Source organism: Arthrobacter sp. MOO21, assembly GCF_057369995.2.
Map to the genome: position 1 here is coordinate 956,278 of NZ_CM170671.2, position 18,735 is coordinate 975,012.

General features: G+C 67.1%; 17 protein-coding genes. 5 read left to right on the top strand and 12 right to left on the bottom strand.

What is annotated here, in order from left to right:
- Nucleotides 1-14: 14 nt before the first annotated feature.
- The 8 genes from AC2JAJ_RS04315 to AC2JAJ_RS04350 are packed head-to-tail and all read right to left on the bottom strand — an operon-like array spanning nucleotide 15 to nucleotide 9,077.
- Complete coding sequence (locus AC2JAJ_RS04315) at nucleotides 15-1,442, bottom strand: mannitol dehydrogenase family protein (protein WP_486414159.1); 1,428 nt, start codon at nucleotides 1,440-1,442, stop codon at nucleotides 15-17.
- A gap of 5 nt (nucleotides 1,443-1,447) precedes the next feature.
- On the bottom strand, nucleotides 1,448-2,851 hold the full coding sequence (gene uxaC, locus AC2JAJ_RS04320) for a glucuronate isomerase (protein ID WP_473695204.1): 1,404 nt from the start codon (nucleotides 2,849-2,851) through the stop codon (nucleotides 1,448-1,450).
- Between the two features lie 3 nt (nucleotides 2,852-2,854).
- Nucleotides 2,855-3,760 (bottom strand): sugar phosphate isomerase/epimerase family protein, encoded by a 906-nt coding sequence (locus tag AC2JAJ_RS04325; RefSeq protein ID WP_486414158.1) that lies wholly within the window; start codon nucleotides 3,758-3,760, stop codon nucleotides 2,855-2,857.
- A 4-nt stretch (nucleotides 3,761-3,764) separates the two neighbouring features.
- Nucleotides 3,765-4,928: a Gfo/Idh/MocA family protein gene (locus tag AC2JAJ_RS04330; protein ID WP_486414157.1), complete on the bottom strand. Its 1,164-nt coding sequence runs from the start codon at nucleotides 4,926-4,928 to the stop codon at nucleotides 3,765-3,767.
- Nucleotides 4,925-5,773: a sugar phosphate isomerase/epimerase family protein gene (locus tag AC2JAJ_RS04335; protein ID WP_486414156.1), complete on the bottom strand. Its 849-nt coding sequence runs from the start codon at nucleotides 5,771-5,773 to the stop codon at nucleotides 4,925-4,927. Before AC2JAJ_RS04335 ends, AC2JAJ_RS04330 begins: the two co-directional genes overlap by 4 nt.
- Nucleotides 5,774-5,775: 2 nt before the next feature.
- The gene (locus AC2JAJ_RS04340) at nucleotides 5,776-6,699 is read right to left on the bottom strand and encodes a carbohydrate ABC transporter permease (protein ID WP_486414155.1); all 924 of its coding nucleotides are present in this window, start codon (nucleotides 6,697-6,699) and stop codon (nucleotides 5,776-5,778) included.
- The gene (locus tag AC2JAJ_RS04345) at nucleotides 6,696-7,706 is read right to left on the bottom strand and encodes a carbohydrate ABC transporter permease (protein ID WP_486414154.1); all 1,011 of its coding nucleotides are present in this window, start codon (nucleotides 7,704-7,706) and stop codon (nucleotides 6,696-6,698) included. Before AC2JAJ_RS04345 ends, AC2JAJ_RS04340 begins: the two co-directional genes overlap by 4 nt.
- A 6-nt stretch (nucleotides 7,707-7,712) precedes the next feature.
- Entirely contained in the window at nucleotides 7,713-9,077 is a 1,365-nt protein-coding gene (locus tag AC2JAJ_RS04350; protein WP_486414153.1) for an ABC transporter substrate-binding protein, read from the bottom strand.
- Nucleotides 9,078-9,297: 220 nt separating this feature from the next.
- Here AC2JAJ_RS04350 and AC2JAJ_RS04355 point away from each other — a divergent pair, with 220 nt between their 5' ends.
- Entirely contained in the window at nucleotides 9,298-10,350 is a 1,053-nt protein-coding gene (locus AC2JAJ_RS04355; protein ID WP_486414152.1) for a LacI family DNA-binding transcriptional regulator, read from the top strand.
- A 179-nt stretch (nucleotides 10,351-10,529) separates the two neighbouring features.
- On the opposite strand, the gene AC2JAJ_RS04360 is transcribed toward AC2JAJ_RS04355, so the two are convergent.
- The 4 genes from AC2JAJ_RS04360 to AC2JAJ_RS04375 all read right to left on the bottom strand — a co-directional run bounded on the left by AC2JAJ_RS04360 (nucleotide 10,530) and on the right by AC2JAJ_RS04375 (nucleotide 14,911).
- Complete coding sequence (locus AC2JAJ_RS04360; protein WP_486414151.1) at nucleotides 10,530-10,763, bottom strand: alpha/beta hydrolase; 234 nt, start codon at nucleotides 10,761-10,763, stop codon at nucleotides 10,530-10,532.
- Nucleotides 10,764-11,197: 434 nt separating this feature from the next.
- Nucleotides 11,198-12,271, bottom strand: coding sequence for an LLM class flavin-dependent oxidoreductase (locus AC2JAJ_RS04365; RefSeq protein ID WP_486414150.1), 1,074 nt, complete (start codon nucleotides 12,269-12,271; stop codon nucleotides 11,198-11,200).
- A 116-nt stretch (nucleotides 12,272-12,387) separates the two neighbouring features.
- Nucleotides 12,388-13,635 (bottom strand): FAD-dependent oxidoreductase, encoded by a 1,248-nt coding sequence (locus AC2JAJ_RS04370; protein WP_486414149.1) that lies wholly within the window; start codon nucleotides 13,633-13,635, stop codon nucleotides 12,388-12,390.
- Nucleotides 13,628-14,911 carry an MFS transporter gene (locus AC2JAJ_RS04375; RefSeq protein ID WP_486414148.1) on the bottom strand — a complete coding sequence of 428 codons (1,284 nt, stop codon included), beginning with the start codon at nucleotides 14,909-14,911 and terminating at the stop codon, nucleotides 13,628-13,630. Before AC2JAJ_RS04375 ends, AC2JAJ_RS04370 begins: the two co-directional genes overlap by 8 nt.
- Nucleotides 14,912-14,959: 48 nt before the next feature.
- Between AC2JAJ_RS04375 and AC2JAJ_RS04380 the strand changes: the two genes are divergently transcribed.
- The 4 genes from AC2JAJ_RS04380 to AC2JAJ_RS04395 all read left to right on the top strand — a co-directional run bounded on the left by AC2JAJ_RS04380 (nucleotide 14,960) and on the right by AC2JAJ_RS04395 (nucleotide 18,588).
- Nucleotides 14,960-15,775, top strand: a complete 816-nt coding sequence (locus tag AC2JAJ_RS04380) for an IclR family transcriptional regulator domain-containing protein (RefSeq protein ID WP_501053380.1) — start codon at nucleotides 14,960-14,962, stop codon at nucleotides 15,773-15,775.
- A gap of 103 nt (nucleotides 15,776-15,878) precedes the next feature.
- Nucleotides 15,879-17,009, top strand: a complete 1,131-nt coding sequence (locus AC2JAJ_RS04385; protein ID WP_486414147.1) for a cupin domain-containing protein — start codon at nucleotides 15,879-15,881, stop codon at nucleotides 17,007-17,009.
- On the top strand, nucleotides 17,009-17,836 hold the full coding sequence (locus AC2JAJ_RS04390; RefSeq protein ID WP_486414146.1) for a fumarylacetoacetate hydrolase family protein: 828 nt from the start codon (nucleotides 17,009-17,011) through the stop codon (nucleotides 17,834-17,836). Before AC2JAJ_RS04385 ends, AC2JAJ_RS04390 begins: the two co-directional genes overlap by 1 nt.
- On the top strand, nucleotides 17,836-18,588 hold the full coding sequence (locus tag AC2JAJ_RS04395) for a maleylpyruvate isomerase family mycothiol-dependent enzyme (protein ID WP_486414145.1): 753 nt from the start codon (nucleotides 17,836-17,838) through the stop codon (nucleotides 18,586-18,588). The genes AC2JAJ_RS04390 and AC2JAJ_RS04395 overlap by 1 nt, the downstream gene beginning before the upstream one ends.
- Nucleotides 18,589-18,735: the final 147 nt, after the last annotated feature.

Sequence of the window (18,735 nt, forward strand, 5' to 3'; positions counted from 1 at the left end):
CGTAAAAGCGGGGTCTAAGGATGTGTCGTTGTGGCGGAAACCGCCGTGGGCGCTGCGAAGGAGCCGCAGAGCGCCCCGACCATGGAAACGATCTCGGCGTCGTCTGCGAGGGCGGCGCTGACAAGGCGGAGCAGGGCTTCCACCCTGTCGTTGCCCTCGAGCGCGTTGGCGGCGTGGATCCCGGCGGCGAGGGGGTCCTGGAAGTCGCTGGTGGCACCGACGTAGTCGATCCATGCGGCGATCATCAGTGCGCTGCCCGAGCCGCTGCGGCCGGCGGCCCGTTCCGCAGTCAGGGCCGGTACTGCGCGCATCCGCAGCTTGGTGGTTGCGTCCGCCGCGATCTGGGCCAGGCGGTGGGCGATCCGGGCGTTGCCGAAGCGCTCCAGCAGGGCCTGCCGGTATGCAGGGATGTCCAGCCCCTCCGCCGGCAGGTGCCGGGCGGCTTCGTCCCAGAAATCCTCCACGGCTTTGCGGCAGGCCGGATCGGCCAGGGCGTCGGCAACGGTCGCGTGGCCACGGAGCTGGCCGGCGTAGGCGAGCATCGAGTGGGCGCCGTTGAGCAGCCACAGCTTGCGGTTCTCGTAGGGTTCAATATCGTCAACGACGACGGCGCCAGCTTCCTCCCAGCGCGGCCTCCCGGCAGGGAAACCGCCGCTCAGCACCCAGTTCCGGAACGGTTCGGCCACTACGGGCGAGTTGTCGCTGTAGCCGCACTGTTCGGCGACTTCGGCGATGTCCGACTCCGTGGTCCGCGGCGTGATCCTGTCCACCGAGGTGCTGACGAAACTGACGTTCGCTGTAATCCACTCCGCCAGGTCCTGTCCCCAGGCCGACGCCAGGCCCAGGACGGCGCGGCGCGCCACCTCGCCGTTGGCTGAAAGGTTGTCACAGCTGACGACGGCGATCGGTCCCGCGCCGCTGTGCCGGCGCCGGGCGAGGGCCAGCACCAGCCGCCCCAAAGGCGTACCGGGCACCCCGGCCTCCCCGGCTGCAGCCGCCGCAAGCGTCCGCAGGTCTTCCACCACACCCGGCGCCCCGGCGTCGAACGTTCCATCCGCGGCCAGCCCGTAGGCCGCCTCGGTGATAGTCAACGTAACGATTGCCGTCTGCCCGGCGGCGAGAAGCTCGCACAGCCGGCCAACGTCGGCGCCGTCCACTGCTTCCACGATGCTGCCGATGACTTCGAAGCTGTCCCCGCCGGCCGACCGCTCAATGAGTGTGTAGAGGCAGTCCTGGCGGGACAGCGCCTCCGCAGCATCCGGGCGGCGGCCGGTAAATGCTGCGATCCCCCATTCCGCCGCGTCCGGAGCCTGCTGCGTATACCAGGCCTGGTGGGAGCGGTGAAAAGCTCCCAGCCCAAGGTGCACGATGCGTACCGGGGGCTTCGGCAGTGGCTTCAGCTTCCGGTCCAGGGCCGGAACCGGGTGCTCTGCAGGCGGCACGGCGTTCACAGCTTGAACACCCGCCGCGGAGAGGCGTCGATGATGTCCACGATCAGTTCGTGGGCACGCTCCTCGGTGATCCGGTGCTCGGCCACCAGCCGTGCCAGGAAGGAAGCCTCGATCCGCCGGGCGGTATCGTGGCGGGCCGGGATGGAGCAGAACGCCCGGGTGTCATCGATGAAGCCCGAGGACCGGGAGAATCCTGCCGTCTCCGTGACCGCCGAACGGAAGCGGAGCATGGCATCCGGCGCGTCCAGGAACCACCACGGTGCACCGAGGTACACCGAGGGGTAGAAGCCTGCCAGCGGGGCGAGCTCCCGGGAGAACACCGTCTCGTCAAGCGTGAACAGGACCAGGTGGAAGTCCTTGGCCGTTCCGAAGTCCTGCAGCAGCGGGCGGACGGCCTCGGTGTAGTTGACCGCCACCGGAATGTCATGGCCGGTGTCGGCGCCGAAAGCCTCGAAGGTGGGCGAATGGTGGTTGCGGAACGAGCCCGGGTGGATGGTCATGACCAATCCGTCCTCCACCGACATCCGGGCCATCTGGTAGATCATGTGCGCCTCGAAGGCGTCCCGGTCGGCGGCACTTGCCTGGCCCGTCCTGCCGCGCTCGAAAAGGCGCTCCGCCTCGGCGTCGTCCAGCTTCAAAGTAGCCGGCGTGAAGACGCCATGGTCTGCAGAGACAGCGCCGCGCTCCACAAAGTGGCGCCGGCGCGCCTCAAGGGCCCGGATGTAGCCTGCGTAGCCGGACGCTCCGTCCCCGGCGGAACCGATGAGGCGCTCCACGTTGTCCTGCCACGCCGGATGCGCCATGTTCAGGTACTGGTCCGGCCTGAAGGTGGGCAGCACGCGGCCGGCAAAGGAGGGGTCCGAGTGCAGGGCGGCGTGGCTGTCCAGGGAGTCCAGGGGGTCATCGGTGGTGGCGAGCACCTCGATGTTGAACTCCTTGAACAGTTCCCGCGGCCGGAAACCTGGCTCCGACAGCTTGGCCTGCAGGGCATCGTAGAGCCGGTCGGCATTATCGGCAGAGGGCTCCTCCGCCAGGCCGAACACGTGCGCGAACTCCTGCCGGATCCAGTACCCGGATGCCGTTCCTTCGAAATTGGGCCAGGCCTCGCAGAAATGCCGCCACACCTCCCGCGAACCTGCGGGCTGGCTGCCGAGCCCCAGCTGGTCCAGGGGTACCCCGCCGGCGTGGATCAGCCGGGTGACGTAGTGGTCCGGGGTGACCAGCAGCGCGGCCGGGTCAGGAAAGGGGGTGTTCTTTTCGATGACCGCCGCATCCACGTGCCCGTGCGGGGAAATGATGGGGAGCCCCACGACCTTGTCGAAGAGTGAGCGGGCGATCTCCCGGACCCCGGGGTCGGCCGGCAGCAGCCGGTCCGGGTGGTCCGCTATCGGCTTTGCCATGGCTCAACGCCTCCCTGCCGCGACGGAGAGCCCTGCCAGGGCCGCGGTGGAACGGAGGTAGTCGAGGTTGCCTGCCGTGCGCTCGGCCAGTGGCAGCTCCGTGGAGAAGTCCTCCACGGTCACCCAGCCGTCGTAGCCGAAGGCGGCGAGCGCTTTGAAGTACTGCAGCACGCTGCCTTGGCCCGAGCGAAGCGGGGCCCACTCGTTGCGGTAGACGGCGGCGCCGGATTCGTCGGTCTCGCCGCTGTCGACCCACACGGCGTTCTTGACGTGCACGTGCGCCAGGTAGTCGCCGAGGAGCTCGAACGCCGGGAGGTAGTCCTCCTGGCCTTCGATCAGCAGGTTGCCCAGGTCGTGGATGACCCCCACGTGGCGGGGATCCAGCCCGTCCAGCAGGCGAAGCGCGGAGGAGGCCGAAGCGGTGATGGTGCGGTGGTGCAGCTCCACGAGGGCCTTCACGCCATGGTGGGCTGCCCGTTCGGCGATCCACTCAAAGTCGCGGCGGGCTCCCTCGAAGAGCTCCGGGTAGGGCGTGCCGCTGGCCGGTTCGTTACCCCAGGCAGCGGTGCCCAGCGGTGGCGTGGTCACGCGGACCTGGCCCGCACCCAGCGCGGCGGTGGCGGCCAGCATCCGGTCCACGTCCGCGTGGTTGTCGCACCGCGCGTACCCGCCGATGCCGGAGAACTCCAGGCCGGCGTCAGCGGTGATGGCGGCGATGCGCTGCAGGTTCTCTTCCATGCCGGTGAGCGGGACCGTGGCCCTGTTGCCGGCCCAGAAGCCTGGCTCGGCGGCGTCGGCCTGATCGGTGATGCGCCATTCGACGCCGTCCCAGCCCTGGGCGGCGAGCTGTTCCACTGCCTCTTCGGGGGTCCATTCGGGGGTTGATGCCGTAAATACTGAAAACTTCATGGCCTCAGGCGCTTTCTGCCGCGGTGCTGCCGGTGCGGACTTCGAGGTCGTTGTACTTGCCGGCCAGGACATCCTCGAAGAGGACGGGCTGGCCGAGGGTGGCTGAGACGTAAACGGACCGCACAGCGGCGAGGGCGTTGACGGCGTCGCTGACGGTGACGCCGGACTGTGTTCCGCCGGCGACGGCTGCCAGGATGTCCCGGTACTGCCGGACGTGGCCCGCGGGGTAGACCGTGGGGTCGGCCGCCTTGTAGTCCTCCTCCGGGTACTTGGCCAGTTCCTGTTCCGCCTGGTTGCCCCCGCCCTGGAGGCCCATGTCCGCGGACGCGCCGCCGGCGTCGCTGCTGTGGAAGTACTGCAGGCGGTCGTTGTCCACCACCGCCGAACCTTCGGATCCCATCAGCTGAACGCGTACGGTCAGGCCCGGGTAGGCCGCGGTGGTGGCGTGCAGGACCGCCAGGCCGCCGTTTTCGAAGGTGATGGTGGCTACGGCCGTGTCCTCCACCTCGATCCGTTCGTGGGCGAGCCGCGCCGTGTGCGCAAAGATTTCCACGGGCCGGCCCATGAACCACAGGAGGAGGTCCACGGTGTGGACGCCCTGGTTCATTAGCGCGCCGCCACCGTCCATGGCCCAGGTGCCGCGCCAGTCACCGGAGTCGTAGTACCCCTGGCTGCGCCACCAGGCAACGGAGGCGATGGCCGAGGTCAGTTTGCCGAAGCGGCCGTTGGCGATGGCCGTGGAGACGGCGATGCTGGCCTGGTCGAACCGGTGCTGGCTGATGACCGAGGCGACAATGCCCTTGCTGGCTGCCTCCTTGGCGGCGGCTTCGATTTCCTGCGCGCGGCTGAGGTCGACGTCGAGGGGCTTTTCGATCACCACGTGCTTGCCGGCGGCGAGGACCTCCAGGCTCTGCTGGATGTGCAGGCCGCTGGGGGTGGCCAGGGCCACGAGGTGGATGTCCTCGGCAGCGAAGGCCTCCGCCTGGGTGGTGTAAAGGGCTGGCCGTTCGCCGCCCTGCTTCTCGATGAAGTCGGCGAGCGCTTCGGCCGCCTCGGGAATGGCATCCACCAGGGCCACGATGCGGACGTCCGGGAACTCCCGCAGGGCAACGGCGTGCGTACGGCCGATGGTTCCGCATCCGGTGATGGCTACGTTAAGGGTGCTCATGCGGTCTGGACTCCTGCTTCTGCGGTGACTTTTGCGAAGGCGCGTGCTGCGATGCCGAAGGCGGTGGGGCCGGAGAATCCGCCCAGCCCGTGGGCTCCGGCGAGGTGCGGTTCAAGGGAAGCGAATCCTTGGTAGCCGTCGTTCTTGAGGGCCTCCACGGTCTTGAGCACGTCTCCGTCGCCTTCACCGGCGGGCTTCACGTGGCCATTGGAAAAGAGGGCGTCCTTGACCTGGAGGTACTCCAGGTGCGGGCGGAGTTTCGCGTAGCCTTCGTCGAAGGGCTTCACGCCCACCTGGACGAAGTTCGCGGCATCCCAGGCCACCTTCAAGGCGGGCGAGTTGACGGTCTCAATGATGTCCAGGACGCGGTCGGGGGTGTCCCCGAAGATGTCCTTCTCGTTCTCATGCAGCAGGATCACGCCGGCTTCCTCGGCAACATCGGCCAGGGCCCGCATGCGTTCCATGACGTCGTCCCGGATGCTTTCCACCTGCACTGATTCCCCGTAATAGAAGGAGAAGATCCGGATGTACTTGGCGCCCAGCACCTTGGCGGCATTGACCGCCCGGCGCAGCCGCTCCACCTCGTGCTCCACGGGGAGGCTGACATCCACCTTCCCGATAGGGGAAGCGATGGCCGAGACCTTCATGCCTTTCTCCGCCAGGAGGGACGCGAGGGCCTGGAGCTGTTCGTCGTTGAGGTCCACGATATTGGTGCCCCAGGCGCTGCGGACTTCGATGTGGTTGGCGCCGAGGGCCTGCAGCACGGCGATCTGGACTGCGGGGTCGTCGTCGATCTCGTCGCCGAAGCCTGACAGCTGCCAGGTGACCTGGGTGGTCGAAACCATGGTTATTTAACTCCTCCGGCGGTTAGCCCGCCTACTAGGTAACGCTGGAAAATCAGGTAAAGAATGACCACGGGAGCGGCGCACACCAGCGCCGCCGCCATCATCTGGCCGTAGTACGGGATCGCGCCGCCTTCCTGCGAAGCGCCGAAGATTTGGAGCGCGACGGCGGCGGTCTGGCTTTCGGGGCGCGTCATCACCGAGGCGAACAGCACGTCGTTCCAGCCGAGCAGGAACGCGAAGATGCCGGAGACGACGATGCCGGGCCAGCTCAGCGGCAGGATGATGCGGAAAAGCACCCCGACGTTGGACGCGCCGTCGATCCTTGCCGCCTCTTCAAGTTCCTTGGGAAGCCCGCGGAGGTAGGTGACCATCACCCAGGTGGAGAACGGCATGGCGAAGGTCAGGTAGGTGACGAACAGGCCCCACTGGGTTCCGATGACCTGGATGCCGAGGTACGTCGCGGCCGAGGAGAACAGGACGAACACGGGCAGCACCATCAGGGTGCCCGGAACGGACTGCAGTGCCAGCAGGCCCCGCAGGATGGTCAGCCTGCCCCGGAAGGTGTAGCGGACCAAAACGAAGGCGGTGGAAACGGACAGTGCCGCGGAAACAACAGCCGTTGCCCCGGCCACCAGGACGCTGTTGGTGAGGCCGGTGGCCAGGCCCACGCTGGTCCAGATCTTCGAGTAGTTCTCGAACGTGACCGAGGACGGCCAGAACTCGCCGTTGGCCACCCCGATGTCCGAGTTCACGGAGGCCAGGAAGATGTACAGCACCGGAGTCAGGACCATGACGCCCAGGAACACCAGGATGAAGACCAGCAAGGGGGTCGGAAGAAGCCGCAGCACCTCATGCTGGCGGCGCGAACCCGGACGCGGAATGTCAGCCGTGGCCACACTGTGCCGGGTGGCTGTCGTGGTGCTCATTTCTTCACTCCTGGTGTTTCGGCGTCGTCAAGCTTCACGGCGCGGAGGTAGACGAACAGCGGGATGGCGATGAGCACCAGTGAGATGAAGGCCATCGCCGCGCTCAGCCCGAAGCGGAAGCTCTGGAAGCTCGTGACATAGGTCAGGATGGGCAGGACTTCGACGTCGGCCGGGGCCGGGACGCCGAACAGCACGAACGGCAGCGTGAAGTTGTTGATGTGGTGCAGCATGCCGATCAGGAAGGCAAGCGCCAGGGGGCCCTTCAGGTAGGGGAAGATCACGTACCGCAGCTTGTTCCACCACAGCGCCCCGTCCAGCGCCGAGGCTTCGTGCACTTCGTGGTCAACGGACTGCAGGCCGGAGAGGGCCAGGAGGTAGATGAACGGCCAGGAGGCCCAGATCTGGACCAGGACCAGCGTCCAGAAGGTCTGGGGCCCGTTGAGCCACAGCCCCACGTGGATCCCCACCGTAGCAAGTGCTTCATCGACAATTCCGCCCGGCTGGAGCATGGTCCGCCAGACCGTTGCCACCACAAAGGACGGGAGGACATACGGGATGAGGAAGATCGAGCGGATCACTGCCCGGCCCTTGAACGCGTTCTGGGTGGCAACGGCCGCGGCGATGCCCAGGGGCAGCGTTACCACCATGGCCAGCAGCGAGTAGCTGACACTGAGCCAGACGGCGTGCAGCAGCGGCGAAGCCGTGACCGCTTCAACGAAGTTTTCCACCCCGATAAACGGTGCGCTGATCCACTTCCGCAGGGTGTACTGGTCCAGGTTCAAGGCGGACATGTAAATGCCCAGCAGCAGCGGAAGCACGATGATGATGATCATCAGGGCTCCGCCTGGGATCAGCATCCAGAGGGGGCGGTTCCGTTCACTCAGGCCCTTGCGGCGCAGCCCGTCCTTGTGGCCGGGCGGCTGCCCGGTGTCATCGCTATGGCGGGGCGCCCGGCCTGCGGCGGTATCCGCCGCAGGCCGGACTTCATGGGAGGCGTCGGTTGACATCGGAACTTATCCTTTGGGGGCCCGGTCCAGGGAAGCCTGGCCCTTGTCCTGGGCGTCCTTGATCCTTGATTCGAGGGCGGCCTCGTCCACCTTGCCCGCGGCCAGGTCCGGGATGGACTGTACGGTGACATTGAGGAGTGCGAGCTGGATGTCGCCCCAGGCGCCGGTGAACGGCGTGGCCTTCGAGCTGGCCGCGGCCTTGGCCAGCGGCTTGAGCTTCGGATCGGTCAGGCTGGCAAGCGCCTCGGCATTCGCCGGCAGGTCGCCGAAGGTCTTCTGGTAGTTCAGCTGTTCTTCCTTGGACGTGATCAGCTTGATGTAGGCGAAGGCCAGGTCCTTCTGCTTGGAGTAGTCAGCCACCACCAGGTTGTCGCCCGAGAGGATGCTGGCAGCCTCGCCATCGGACTTGGACTGGGTTTCACCCGGCGCGATGGTCGGCATCAAGGCGTATTCGTACTTGCCCGCGACTTCGGACTTCTCCAGCGTCGGAATGGAACTGGAGGTCGTCATCATGAGATAGCCGGCCTTGCCGCTGGCGAAGGCCGCCAGGGCGTTGCTGCTGCTCCAACCCACGGCTGCGGGGTCAACCACCTTGTCCTCGGTCAGCCAGCCGAAGTACGTCTGGTATGCCTTCTTGACCGCGGGGTCGTCCAGCTGCAGCTTGTCGCCGTCGACCAGCGGGTTGCCGGCCTGCACCGACATGGCCCAGATAAACTTCCAGGGGTCGTAGTTGTCCTTGTAGCCGGTGGCGATGCCGTAGGTGTCGCCGTTGGTCATCTTCTTGGCCTGGGCTGCCAGCTCATCCCAGCTCGTGGCGGGCTTGTCGATGCCCGCCGCAGCCAGCAGGTCCTTGTTGTAGGCCATCACAAACGGGCGGCTGACGAACGGGATGCCGGCCAGGTGGTCCTTATCCGGTCCTGAAATGCCAAGGGCTGCCTGGTTGAACCGGTCCTTGCCGCCCACCTTCTTCCAGTCATCATCAGAGAGGGTGACGAAAGCCTTGGTGGCATAGGCCGTGGGGGTGAACGTGGTGCCAAGTCCGTAGATGTCCGGGCCCTGGCCCGAGACCACGGAGGTCTGGATGCGGGTGAGCTCATCGTTGGCCGAAGCGAAGGTTTCGAACTTCACGTCGGCGCCGGTTTCGGCCTTGAACTTCGCGGCGATGTCGCTCTGCCACTGCTTCTGCTGCTCCGGATACTGGCTCAGGACGCCGACAAGGACGTTGAGCGTCTTGCCTGTGCCGTCCACTTTCCCGTCGGCGTTGGTTGAACCTCCACCGCCGGTTCCGGAGCCTCCGGATCCACAACCGGTCAAGGCGAGCGCTGCAGCCGTGACGATCGCCGCAAGCCCAGTGGTCGATTTAAACCTCATTGTTTTTCTCCTCTAGGACACCCACATGGCCACATCCGTCCTGTGGCGGAAATCACTGCAGGCGACTCGAATGCCAGTCTAGGAAGCTGGCAAGCGCGTGGCAAGCGGTTGCCAAAAGTTGCCATAAATGCTCATATTGATGCATCAGGTATCCGTGGCGGGCAGCCCCGGACACCCCATTCGGCCGGCCCTGCCGGTCCGCGAGGAAAGGTCCGCAGCGATGGCAGACCCAGCAACCACGGCGTCAACCGCGGCCGGGAGTGGCGCGGGCGCCCAGCGGGAGCGCCACCCAACCATCCGGGACGTCGCGGAACTGGCAGGAGTGGCGACGTCCACGGTGTCGCGGGCGCTCTCGCGCCCGGACCGGGTGAACGCCCGCACCAGGGCCCGCATCGAAGAGGCCGCAGCGGAACTGAACTATGTGCCGAGTTCCCAGGCGCGGGGACTGAGCTCGGGACGGACCAATGCCGTGGCCGTGCTGGTTCCCGATATCACCAACCCGTTCTACTTCGACATCATCCGCGGCACCCAGCACCAGCTCAAAGCCGCAGGCGTCACCCAGCTCCTCGTGGATACCGAGGAGTCCAGCGAGATGGAGCTGGACGCGCTGCACAAGATGCGCAAATCCGCCGACGGCTTCATCCTGGCCGCCTCCCGCCTGACGGACGCACAGTTGGCGGAGGTTTCACAGTCTCAGCCCCTGGTGACGTTCAACCGGGCGTCCACCAGCGCCCCCACGGTCATGATCGATACACCGTCCGCGATCATCCAGGCCCTGGAGCATCTGGCCTCGCTGGGTCACCACAAGGTCTGCTACGTCGCCGGCCCGCCCACGTCGTGGTCCAACCAGATGCGGTGGAAAGTCTTCGAAGAGGATGCCACCAAGCGCGGCATGGAGGTCCACCGGATCGGCCCCTACGCCCCCAAGACGACCTCGGGAGCCGCCGCCGCGGACGCCGCGGTCCGGACCGGCGCCACAGGCTGCATTGTCTTCAACGACCTGCTGGCCATCGGCATGCTCCAGCGCCTGAAAGCCCGTGGCATCAGGGTCCCCGAGGACATGAGCATCATCGGATCGGACGACATTTTCGGTGCCGATTTCTGCAATCCCCCGCTGACCACCATCTCCAGCCCTATAGAACAGGCAGGCAGGGTGGCGGTGTCCATGCTGCTGGCCCAGCTCAACCCGCTGTCCGGAAACGCCAGCAGGCAACTGGCGGTCATGCCCACCCACCTGACCATCCGGGAGTCCACCGGCCCGGCACCCTCCTGACCAGCGCACGGTAAAGGGAAGCACCAGCCTGGACGAATGGTGCGCGTCACGGGAGATCTTGTGGGTTACCGGCCCCCACGGGGAGGTGGAAGGCGTCCGGCGGCAGCAGGGAGTTGTAGGTGCTGGTCGACAGCTGGTGCCACCTACTCTGCGACGAAGACTGACAGGGGCAGCGGGAGCTAGGCCCGTTCGGTGATCCACGTTCCCAGTTCGGCGACAGTTTTCCCGGTGAGGGCATGGCCGCCGGGGTCCCTGCGGGCGTGGGTGCGCGCTCCGGAGTCCCCCAGCAGGTACTCCCAAGTCCGGCCCAGGAGATCTGACGGGATGACAGTGTCAGCTTCGCCATGGGCAACGAACACCGGGGCGCCGGCAAGCCGGTCCGGTGACGTCGGAACGCCTGCCTCGAACGGCATCGTCCCATAGAGTATGGCGGTGCCCGCAAAACGAGAGTATGGCGGTGCCCGCAAAACGCTGCGGATCAGCCAGCAGCAACCCGCCCGCGAACGCCGCGCCTCCGCTGAAGCCGACAAGGATCACGGGCCGCCCCTCCGGGGCGATCGGGTCAAGCCACTCCCGGAACCAAGCCATCGTTTGGTCCAAAGACTCGGCCACGGGCCGCCCCGTCCCGCGGTTTGCGAACCAGGCATAGCCGCCCCCTGCGGGGATCGGCGCCCGCACAGCGGCGTAGGACGGACCGGCAGGAAGATGGTCCGCCAGTCCGATGATCCCTGTCTCATCGGAACCGCGGCCGTGCAGCAGCACGACAAGCGGGCTGTCGGGCGCGTCAGGGGTGTGCCAGGCGACGGTGGGTTCGGCGAACGGAGCGTGCATAGGTTTGTCCTCAGGGTCAGTGATGCTCATGAAATGGAACAGGCAGGGCGGCGGACGGTTCCCGGTCTTGGATTTCGCGGTTCACAGCCGGCATGATCTCGGTGGCAAGTAGCTCGATGGAACGGGCTGTCTCGGCGAACGGCAGCCCGCCAAGTCCGATCTGCGCCATGTAGCGGCTGGTGCCCAGGGCCTCATGGATGGCCAGGATCTTCTCAACCACCTGCTGCGGGCTCCCCACCAGCAACCCGCCGCCCGGCTCGGACCATTCGTCGAACGTGGACCGGGGAAAGTGGTCCACCGGGCGGGGCATGTTCTGCTCGAAGTACGCCCGGTAGTAGGGGTAAAAGGTATTGCGGGCCTGCTGGGAGGTGGGGGCCACATAGAAGTGGCCGCCGGCACCCACCGGCAGTGCCGCAACGTCGTGGCCCGCCTCCGCAGCTGTGTGCCGGTACAGGTCCACGAGGCGCCGGAACCGCTCCGGGCCGGACAGCAGCGCCACGAACAGGGGCAGGCCCAGCCGGCCGGCGCGGGCAAAACTTGAAGGGGTACCGCCCACGCCCACCCAGACCGGCAGTTTTTCCTGCAGCGGCTGCGGGGCGATGTCCATACCGTGGATGCTCTGGGTCAGGGTGCCCTGCCAGGTGAGGCTGGCGTTGTCCCGCAGCTCCAGCAGCATCCTTAGCTTCTCGTCGAACAGTGCGTCGTAATCCGCTGTGTCGTAACCGAACAGCGGATAGGACTCGATGAACGCGCCGCGGCCGGCAATGATTTCGGCACGGCCACCGGACACCAGGTCCAACGTGGCGAACTGTTCGAAGAGCCGCACGGGATCCTGGGTGGAGAGCACGGTGACGGCCGTGCTTAGCCGCAGGTTGTTGGTTTCGCGGGCAATGGCGGCCAGCACGATCTCAGGCGCGGACAGTGCGAAGTCATGGCGGTGGTGCTCGCCAAGGCCGAGGAAGCTGATGCCTGCCTGGTCAGCCAGCTTGGCCAGTTCGATAATGTCTGCCAGCCGTTGCCGTGGCGACAGAGCCGTGCCGGTTACATGGTTGCGCGACAGCTCACCGAACGTGAAGATCCCGAAGTCCATGTTGATTGAACATTCAAGTTATGTTTTCTATTCCATGGGCCCAAAGCACATGCAAAAGGCGGGTGCACGACGGCGGGAGCCACCCGCCGTCGTACGCCCGCCCCTTAAAGCGGTACTTAGGCTTCCACGAGCTTGGCGCCGGCCGGAACCTCGGCGGGAACGCCGGGCTCCTCGCGGCCGTACAGCCAGTCGTTGTACTGGAAGTTGTTGTCGCCGCGGCCCTTGAACAGCATGTTCCGCAGGACGCGTGCCACGCCGTCCACGTGCCAGGACTCGCCCCAGATCCGGGCGGTGCGCTGGACCCGGGCAGTGCGGGCGGCACGGGTCTCGTTGAACTCCCGGAAGGCGGCTTCCCAGGCGCCGGCGTCGATGCCTTCGGGCGTGAAGACGCGGCTGCGGGTGGCGTCCTGGAGCACGGCGGCGTCCTCCAGCGCCTGGCACGCGCCCTGGGCCAGGTACTGCAGCATCGGGTGGGCGGCGTCGCCGATCAGCGCCATCCGGCCCGCAACCCAGTTTTCGATGGGATCGCGGTCGTACATGGGCCAGCGGATGCCGGTGGCAAGGTTCTTCAGGGCTTCCTGCACGGCCGGGACGCAGCCGGCGTAAGCGGCCTCCAGCTCGTCAACGCCGCCGTACTGCTCTTCACCGCGTTCGAAGGACGCGGACTTGAAGACAGCCACGGTGTTCAGCAGCTCGCCCTTGCGCAGCGGGTACTGCACCAGGTGGCAGTTCGGTCCGAGGTAGACGATGACGTCCTCGAGGTCGGCGGCCGGCGTCTCCGGCGTGATCGGCACGGTTCCGCGGTAGGCCACGTAGGCCGAGGAGACGGGACCGTCGTTGGCGACCCCGGCACGCAGCGTGGACTTCAGCCCGTCGGCGGCCAGGACGGCGTCGGCCTCGAACACCTCGCCCTTGGCGGTGTAGGCCCGGGCCTTCTCCCCCTCGGTTTCCACCTTCTGGACCAGGACGTCGTTCACCAGGGTGACCCCGGCCGCCTGGCAGGCCTCAAGCAGGATCCGGTGCAGGTCGCTGCGGTGGATCACGACGTACGGGGCACCGTAGCGCTCCTCGAACTCGCCGCCGAGGGTCTGGCGGGTCAGTTCCTCCCCGGTGACCGCGTCGCGGAACACCAGGTGCTTGGGCTGGACGCCGATTTCGAGTGCCTTCTCCAGCAGGCCCCAGCGCTTGAGGACGCGGGAGGCGTTGGGTGCCATCTGCAGGCCGGCACCCACCTCACCGAACGCAGGCGCGACCTCGACCAGTGTGACGTCCGCGCCGTTTTCGCGCAGTGCCAGCGCTCCGGCCAGCCCGGCCATGCCGCCGCCCACCACGAGGACATCGGTGGACTCTTTGACGTTAGACATTGGAAACTCCTACTGCTGTCGATTTCTTGATTTTGGTGCCGATGGCTGCGAGCAGGACTGCTGCTGCGGCGGCTGCTCCGGCAAATGCCAGGAAGTTGGAATTGACGCCCAGGCCCGCAGCGAGGAGGAGTCCCCCCGCCTGCGGTGCGGCCACGGCGCCGATCCGGCCCACGCCCAGCGCCCAGCCGAGTGCGGTGCCGCGAAGGTGGGCCGGGTAGTGGCTGGCGACGGCGGCGATGATCAGGCACTGCGTCCCGTGCGTCCCCACGCCGGCGAGCACCAGCATGAGGTAGACGACGGCGACGGGCGGGCCGCTCACCAGGACCACCAGGGCGGTGGCAGCCACCGCCGCTGCCGCGATCGCCGTCGGGATCGGGCCGAACCTGGTGCCCGCCCACGCGGTCAGCACCGAGCCGGCCACGGCGCCAAGGTTGAGTGCAAGGGCAAAGGTCAGGGCGGAGCCCAGGTTGTAGCCGGCCAACTGCATGAGGTTGGGCAGCCAGGTTCCCAACCCGTACCAGGCGAAGAGGGTCACCAGGGTGGCGATGGCGAACAGGACGCTGGCGCCTGCGAACGGAGCCCGGAGCAGGGAGCCAAAACCTACGGGTTCCCTGGTTCCGGAACCGGGCTGCCCGGATGGCAGGGTTTCGGGAAGGTAGCGAAGGCCCAGCGGGACCACCACCACCAGGGCCAATACGGCCACCAGGAACATCACGGGCCAGCCGAACGCCGGAATGAGCGGGATGCCAACCAGCGCTGCGATGGAACCGCCGATGGGAACGCCGGACATCATGAGCGTGGCGATGGTGGACCGCCATTTTTCCGGCACCAGTTCGGCCACGAGGGCATTGGCGGACGGCACCAGCCCGCCCAGGCCGATGCCGGCCAGCAGCCTCAGGACGCCGAAGACCGGTGCGTTGGGGGCGAAAGCGCACAGGATGGTGAAGACAGAGAAGACGACGGCGCAGCCGACGATGGTGCGGCGGCGGCCCCAGGTATCGGACATCCTGCCCGCGAAGACCGCCCCGATCATCATGCCGACGAACGCCATCGACCCGATGGTTCCGGCCGTGGCCTTGGTCAGGCCCCAGCCGGTATCGCTGATGAGCGAAGCCTGGACTGTGCCGTAGACAATCAGGTCATAGCCGTCGAAAACGACCAGCAGCCAGCACACCAGGACGGCAAGCACGGAATGCCGGGGAAACCCGGAACGGCCCGCGCCCGCTGTGGGGGCGGCCGCACGCTGCGGCGCTGCAGCGGAAGTTGTGTGATTCATGCCACCACTGTGCTGGCACGCTGCCCGCCGCGCCCATAAGATTCTGGCATGCAGAATCTTCCCGCCCGCCGGAAGCCCACCTACTCCATTGAGGCCGTGGACAACGCCCTGCAGCTCCTCCAGCTCCTGCGGGACGTCGGCAGCCTGCGGCTCAAGGACGCCGCGGAGGAACTCGGCGTGGCTCCCTCCACTGCCCACCGGCTGCTGGCCATGCTGGTGTACCGCGGCTTCGCCGTACAGGACGAGACGCGCCGATACGTGCCGGGCCCCGCGATGGGCGCGGGCCCGGCGGGCTTCAGCTGGACCAGGCAGCTGCGGGACCTGGCACGCCCGCACATGGAACTGCTGTGCGCCCGGACCAACGAGACCGTCAACCTGATGATCCGGGTGGGCACCAAGGTCCGGTTCCTGGACACCGTGGAAAGCACGAACATCCTGCGGGTGGGCGACCGGCAGGGCACGCTGCTGCCAGCCCACAAGGCATCCGGCGGCAAGGCCATCCTGGCCGAGCTCGACCCTGCCGTGCTGGAGCAGCTGTTCCGCAGCCCGAACGCGGAGCTGGCAGGCGACTACATCCCGGACGCTGAGTACCCGGCGTTCCTGCGAGAGCTCGAATCGGTGCGCGCCAACGGATTCGCCGCCAACTTCGAAGGCACCGAGGAGGGCATCAGCGCGTTCGGGATGGCGCTGCACAACGGCAAGGGCATGGTGGTGGGGGCGCTGAGCGTGGCCACTCCCGTGGCAAGGTTCCGCAAGCTGTTCAACGCCGGCCTGGTGGGCGTGATGATGGAAACCCGGCGGCAGCTGGAGATCGACATCGCCGCCAATCCCGTGGACCGCGACGGGACAGCAAGCCCGGAGTGAACCTCCGGAGATTTCTGCTCTACAGAATATGCTGGGGATCACACCCCAACCTCCTTAGTGTCGGATGCACGTCGCAGTCAGTCCGCACGCAAGGAGAAGGCCAGTGTCGATCAGCGCTGAAAACCAAACGCACGAATCCGTGGCGCAGGAACACCATGTTCCCGAGCCCACCCCGGAGGAGGCTGCCCAGCTTGAGCAGCTGTACCGGGACTTTGCCCAGGAAAACCTGATCCCGTTGTGGACGGAGATCGCTGACCTGATGCCGATGGTCCCGTCACCGAAGGCTGTCCCGCACGTGTGGCGGTGGGATGACCTGTATCCGCTGGCCGCACGCGCCGGTGACCTGGTGCCGGTGGGCCGCGGCGGGGAACGCCGCGCGATCGCGCTCGCCAACCCGGGCCTGGGCGGCACCCCGTATGCCACCCCCACCCTCTGGGCTGCCATCCAGTACCTGGGCGGCCGGGAAACAGCCCCGGAGCACCGGCACTCCCAGAATGCCTTCCGTTTCGTCGTCGAGGGTGAGGGCGTGTGGACCGTGGTGAACGGTGACCCGGTCCGGATGTCCCGCGGCGACTTCCTGCTCACCCCGGGCTGGAACTTCCACGGCCACCACAACGACACCGATCAGCCGATGGCCTGGATCGACGGCCTGGACATTCCGTTCGTGCACTACGCCGACGCCGGGTTCTTCGAGTTCGGCACCGAACGCGTCACCGACGAGGCCACCCCGGACATCTCCCGCTCCGAGCGGCTCTGGGCCCACCCCGGCCTTCGCCCGCTCTCCGGGCTCGATGACACCACCAACTCCCCCATCGCGGCCTACCGGTGGAAATACACCGACGCCGCCCTGCGGGAGCAGCTACTCCTCGAGGACGAGGGCCACCCCGCCACCGTGTCCCAGGGCCACGCCGCGATCCGGTACACCAACCCCACCACCGGCGGGGACGTCATGCCCACCATCCGCGCCGAGTTCCACCGGCTGCGCGCGGACGCCCGGACCGAGACGGTCCGCGAGGTCGGCTCCAGCGTCTGGCAGGTCTTCGAGGGAACCGGCACCGTGACCCTGAACGGCGACACCAGGGTCCTGGCCAAGGGCGACCTGTTCGTTGTGCCCTCCTGGGCATCGTGGTCGCTGCAGGCCGAGAGTGAATTCGACCTTTTCCGTTTCAGCGACGCCCCCATCTTTGAGCGCCTGAACTTCAACCGCACCTACATCGAAGGACGCACCAAGTAATGAAACTCCTCACCCTCCGCCTGGAAGACGGCAGCACGACGGCGGTCCGCCAGGACGGCGGCACCCTCACCGAGATCCCGGGGTTCGCCGACGTCGGAGCCCTGCTGCAGGACCCCTCCTGGGAAACCACCGCGAAGGCGGCCAACGGCGCAACCCACCCGCTCGACGGAGCCGACCTTGCCGCCGTCGTGCCCTCCCCGGGCAAGATCATCTGCGTGGGCCACAACTACCGCAACCACATCAAGGAGATGGGCCGCGAGGTCCCGGCGCACCCCACCCTGTTCGCCAAGTACGCCGAGTCCCTGATCGGGCCCAACGACGACCTGGCCCTGCCGCAGGAATCGGACACCGTGGACTGGGAAGCCGAACTCGCCGTCGTCATCGGCAAAACCGGCCGCCGGATCCCCGAAACCGAAGCCGCGGACCACATCGCCGGCTACTCGGTCCTCAACGACATCTCCATGCGCGACTACCAGTTCCGCACCATCCAGTGGCTGCAGGGCAAGACCTGGGAGAAATCCACCCCGTTCGGCCCCGCCCTGGTCACCAAGGACGAATTCACCCCCGGCCCGCTGATGACCTCCGCCGTGGACGGCGACATCCAGCAGTCCACCCCCACCTCGGACCTGGTGTTCACCCCTGAATACCTGGTCTCCTACATCTCCACCATCATCACGCTGAACCCCGGCGACGTGATCGCCACCGGCACCCCCGGCGGCGTGGGCCACGCCCAGGACCCCAAACGCTACCTCCAGGAGGGCCAGGTCCTGGTCACCACCATCGAGGGCCTGGGCCAGCTGGCCAACCGCGTGGTCAAGGAAGCCTGATGGTTGCCCGGCACGACCAGACCACCGACCCCGTCCTGCTCGAGGGGCTGCTGCAGGCCCGGCGCGGCACCGCGTTCTTCGCCCGCAAGCTCAACGAGCTGACCGACGCGGACCTGGACGGGGACTCGCTGCTGCCGGGCTGGACCCGCCGCCACGTTGTAGCCCACGTGGGCTACAACGCCCGCGCCGTCTCCCGGCTGGTCGAGTGGGCGGCCACGGGGGTGGAAACACCGATGTACCCCTCGGTCGAAGTCCGCAACCACGAGATCGAATTCGGCGCCACCCTGAGTCCCATCGCGCTGCGGAACCTGTTCGACCATTCGGCCGTGCACCTGAACGTCGAGTGGCGCGACCTGCCCGCCGACAACTGGCACCACAAGGTCAAAACAGTCCAGGGCAGGACCGTCCCGGCCGAGGAAACCGTGTGGATGCGCACCCGCGAGGTATGGGTCCACGCCGTGGACCTGGACAACGGGGCCACCTTCAACGACATCCCCGCACCCGTCCTGGCCCGGCTGCTCAAAGACATCACCGGCGCCTGGCACGCCCGCGGCACGGACGCCGGGCTCCTCATCACTGTGGACGGCACCGACATGGAGCTCGGGGACACCGCGGCTGCGTCGCCCACTATGGTGTCCGGTTCCCTGGCAGCCGTCACCCAGTGGGCCACCGGCCGGGGGACGGAAGGCGTGGCGGCAACGCACGACGGCGGGCCGCTGGACCTGGTGCCTACGGCACCTGCGTGGATCTAGCGTGAAGGCGGGCCAGGATCTGGATCAGTGGGATCCTGGCCCGCCTCAGGCCGGGGACCAAAAAACCTCTCTAAAGGTTGGACGCCGATCCATATTTCGGGGACTTTGCGCTGGATACCATGAGGTGACCGGACAGAGCCGTCCGGC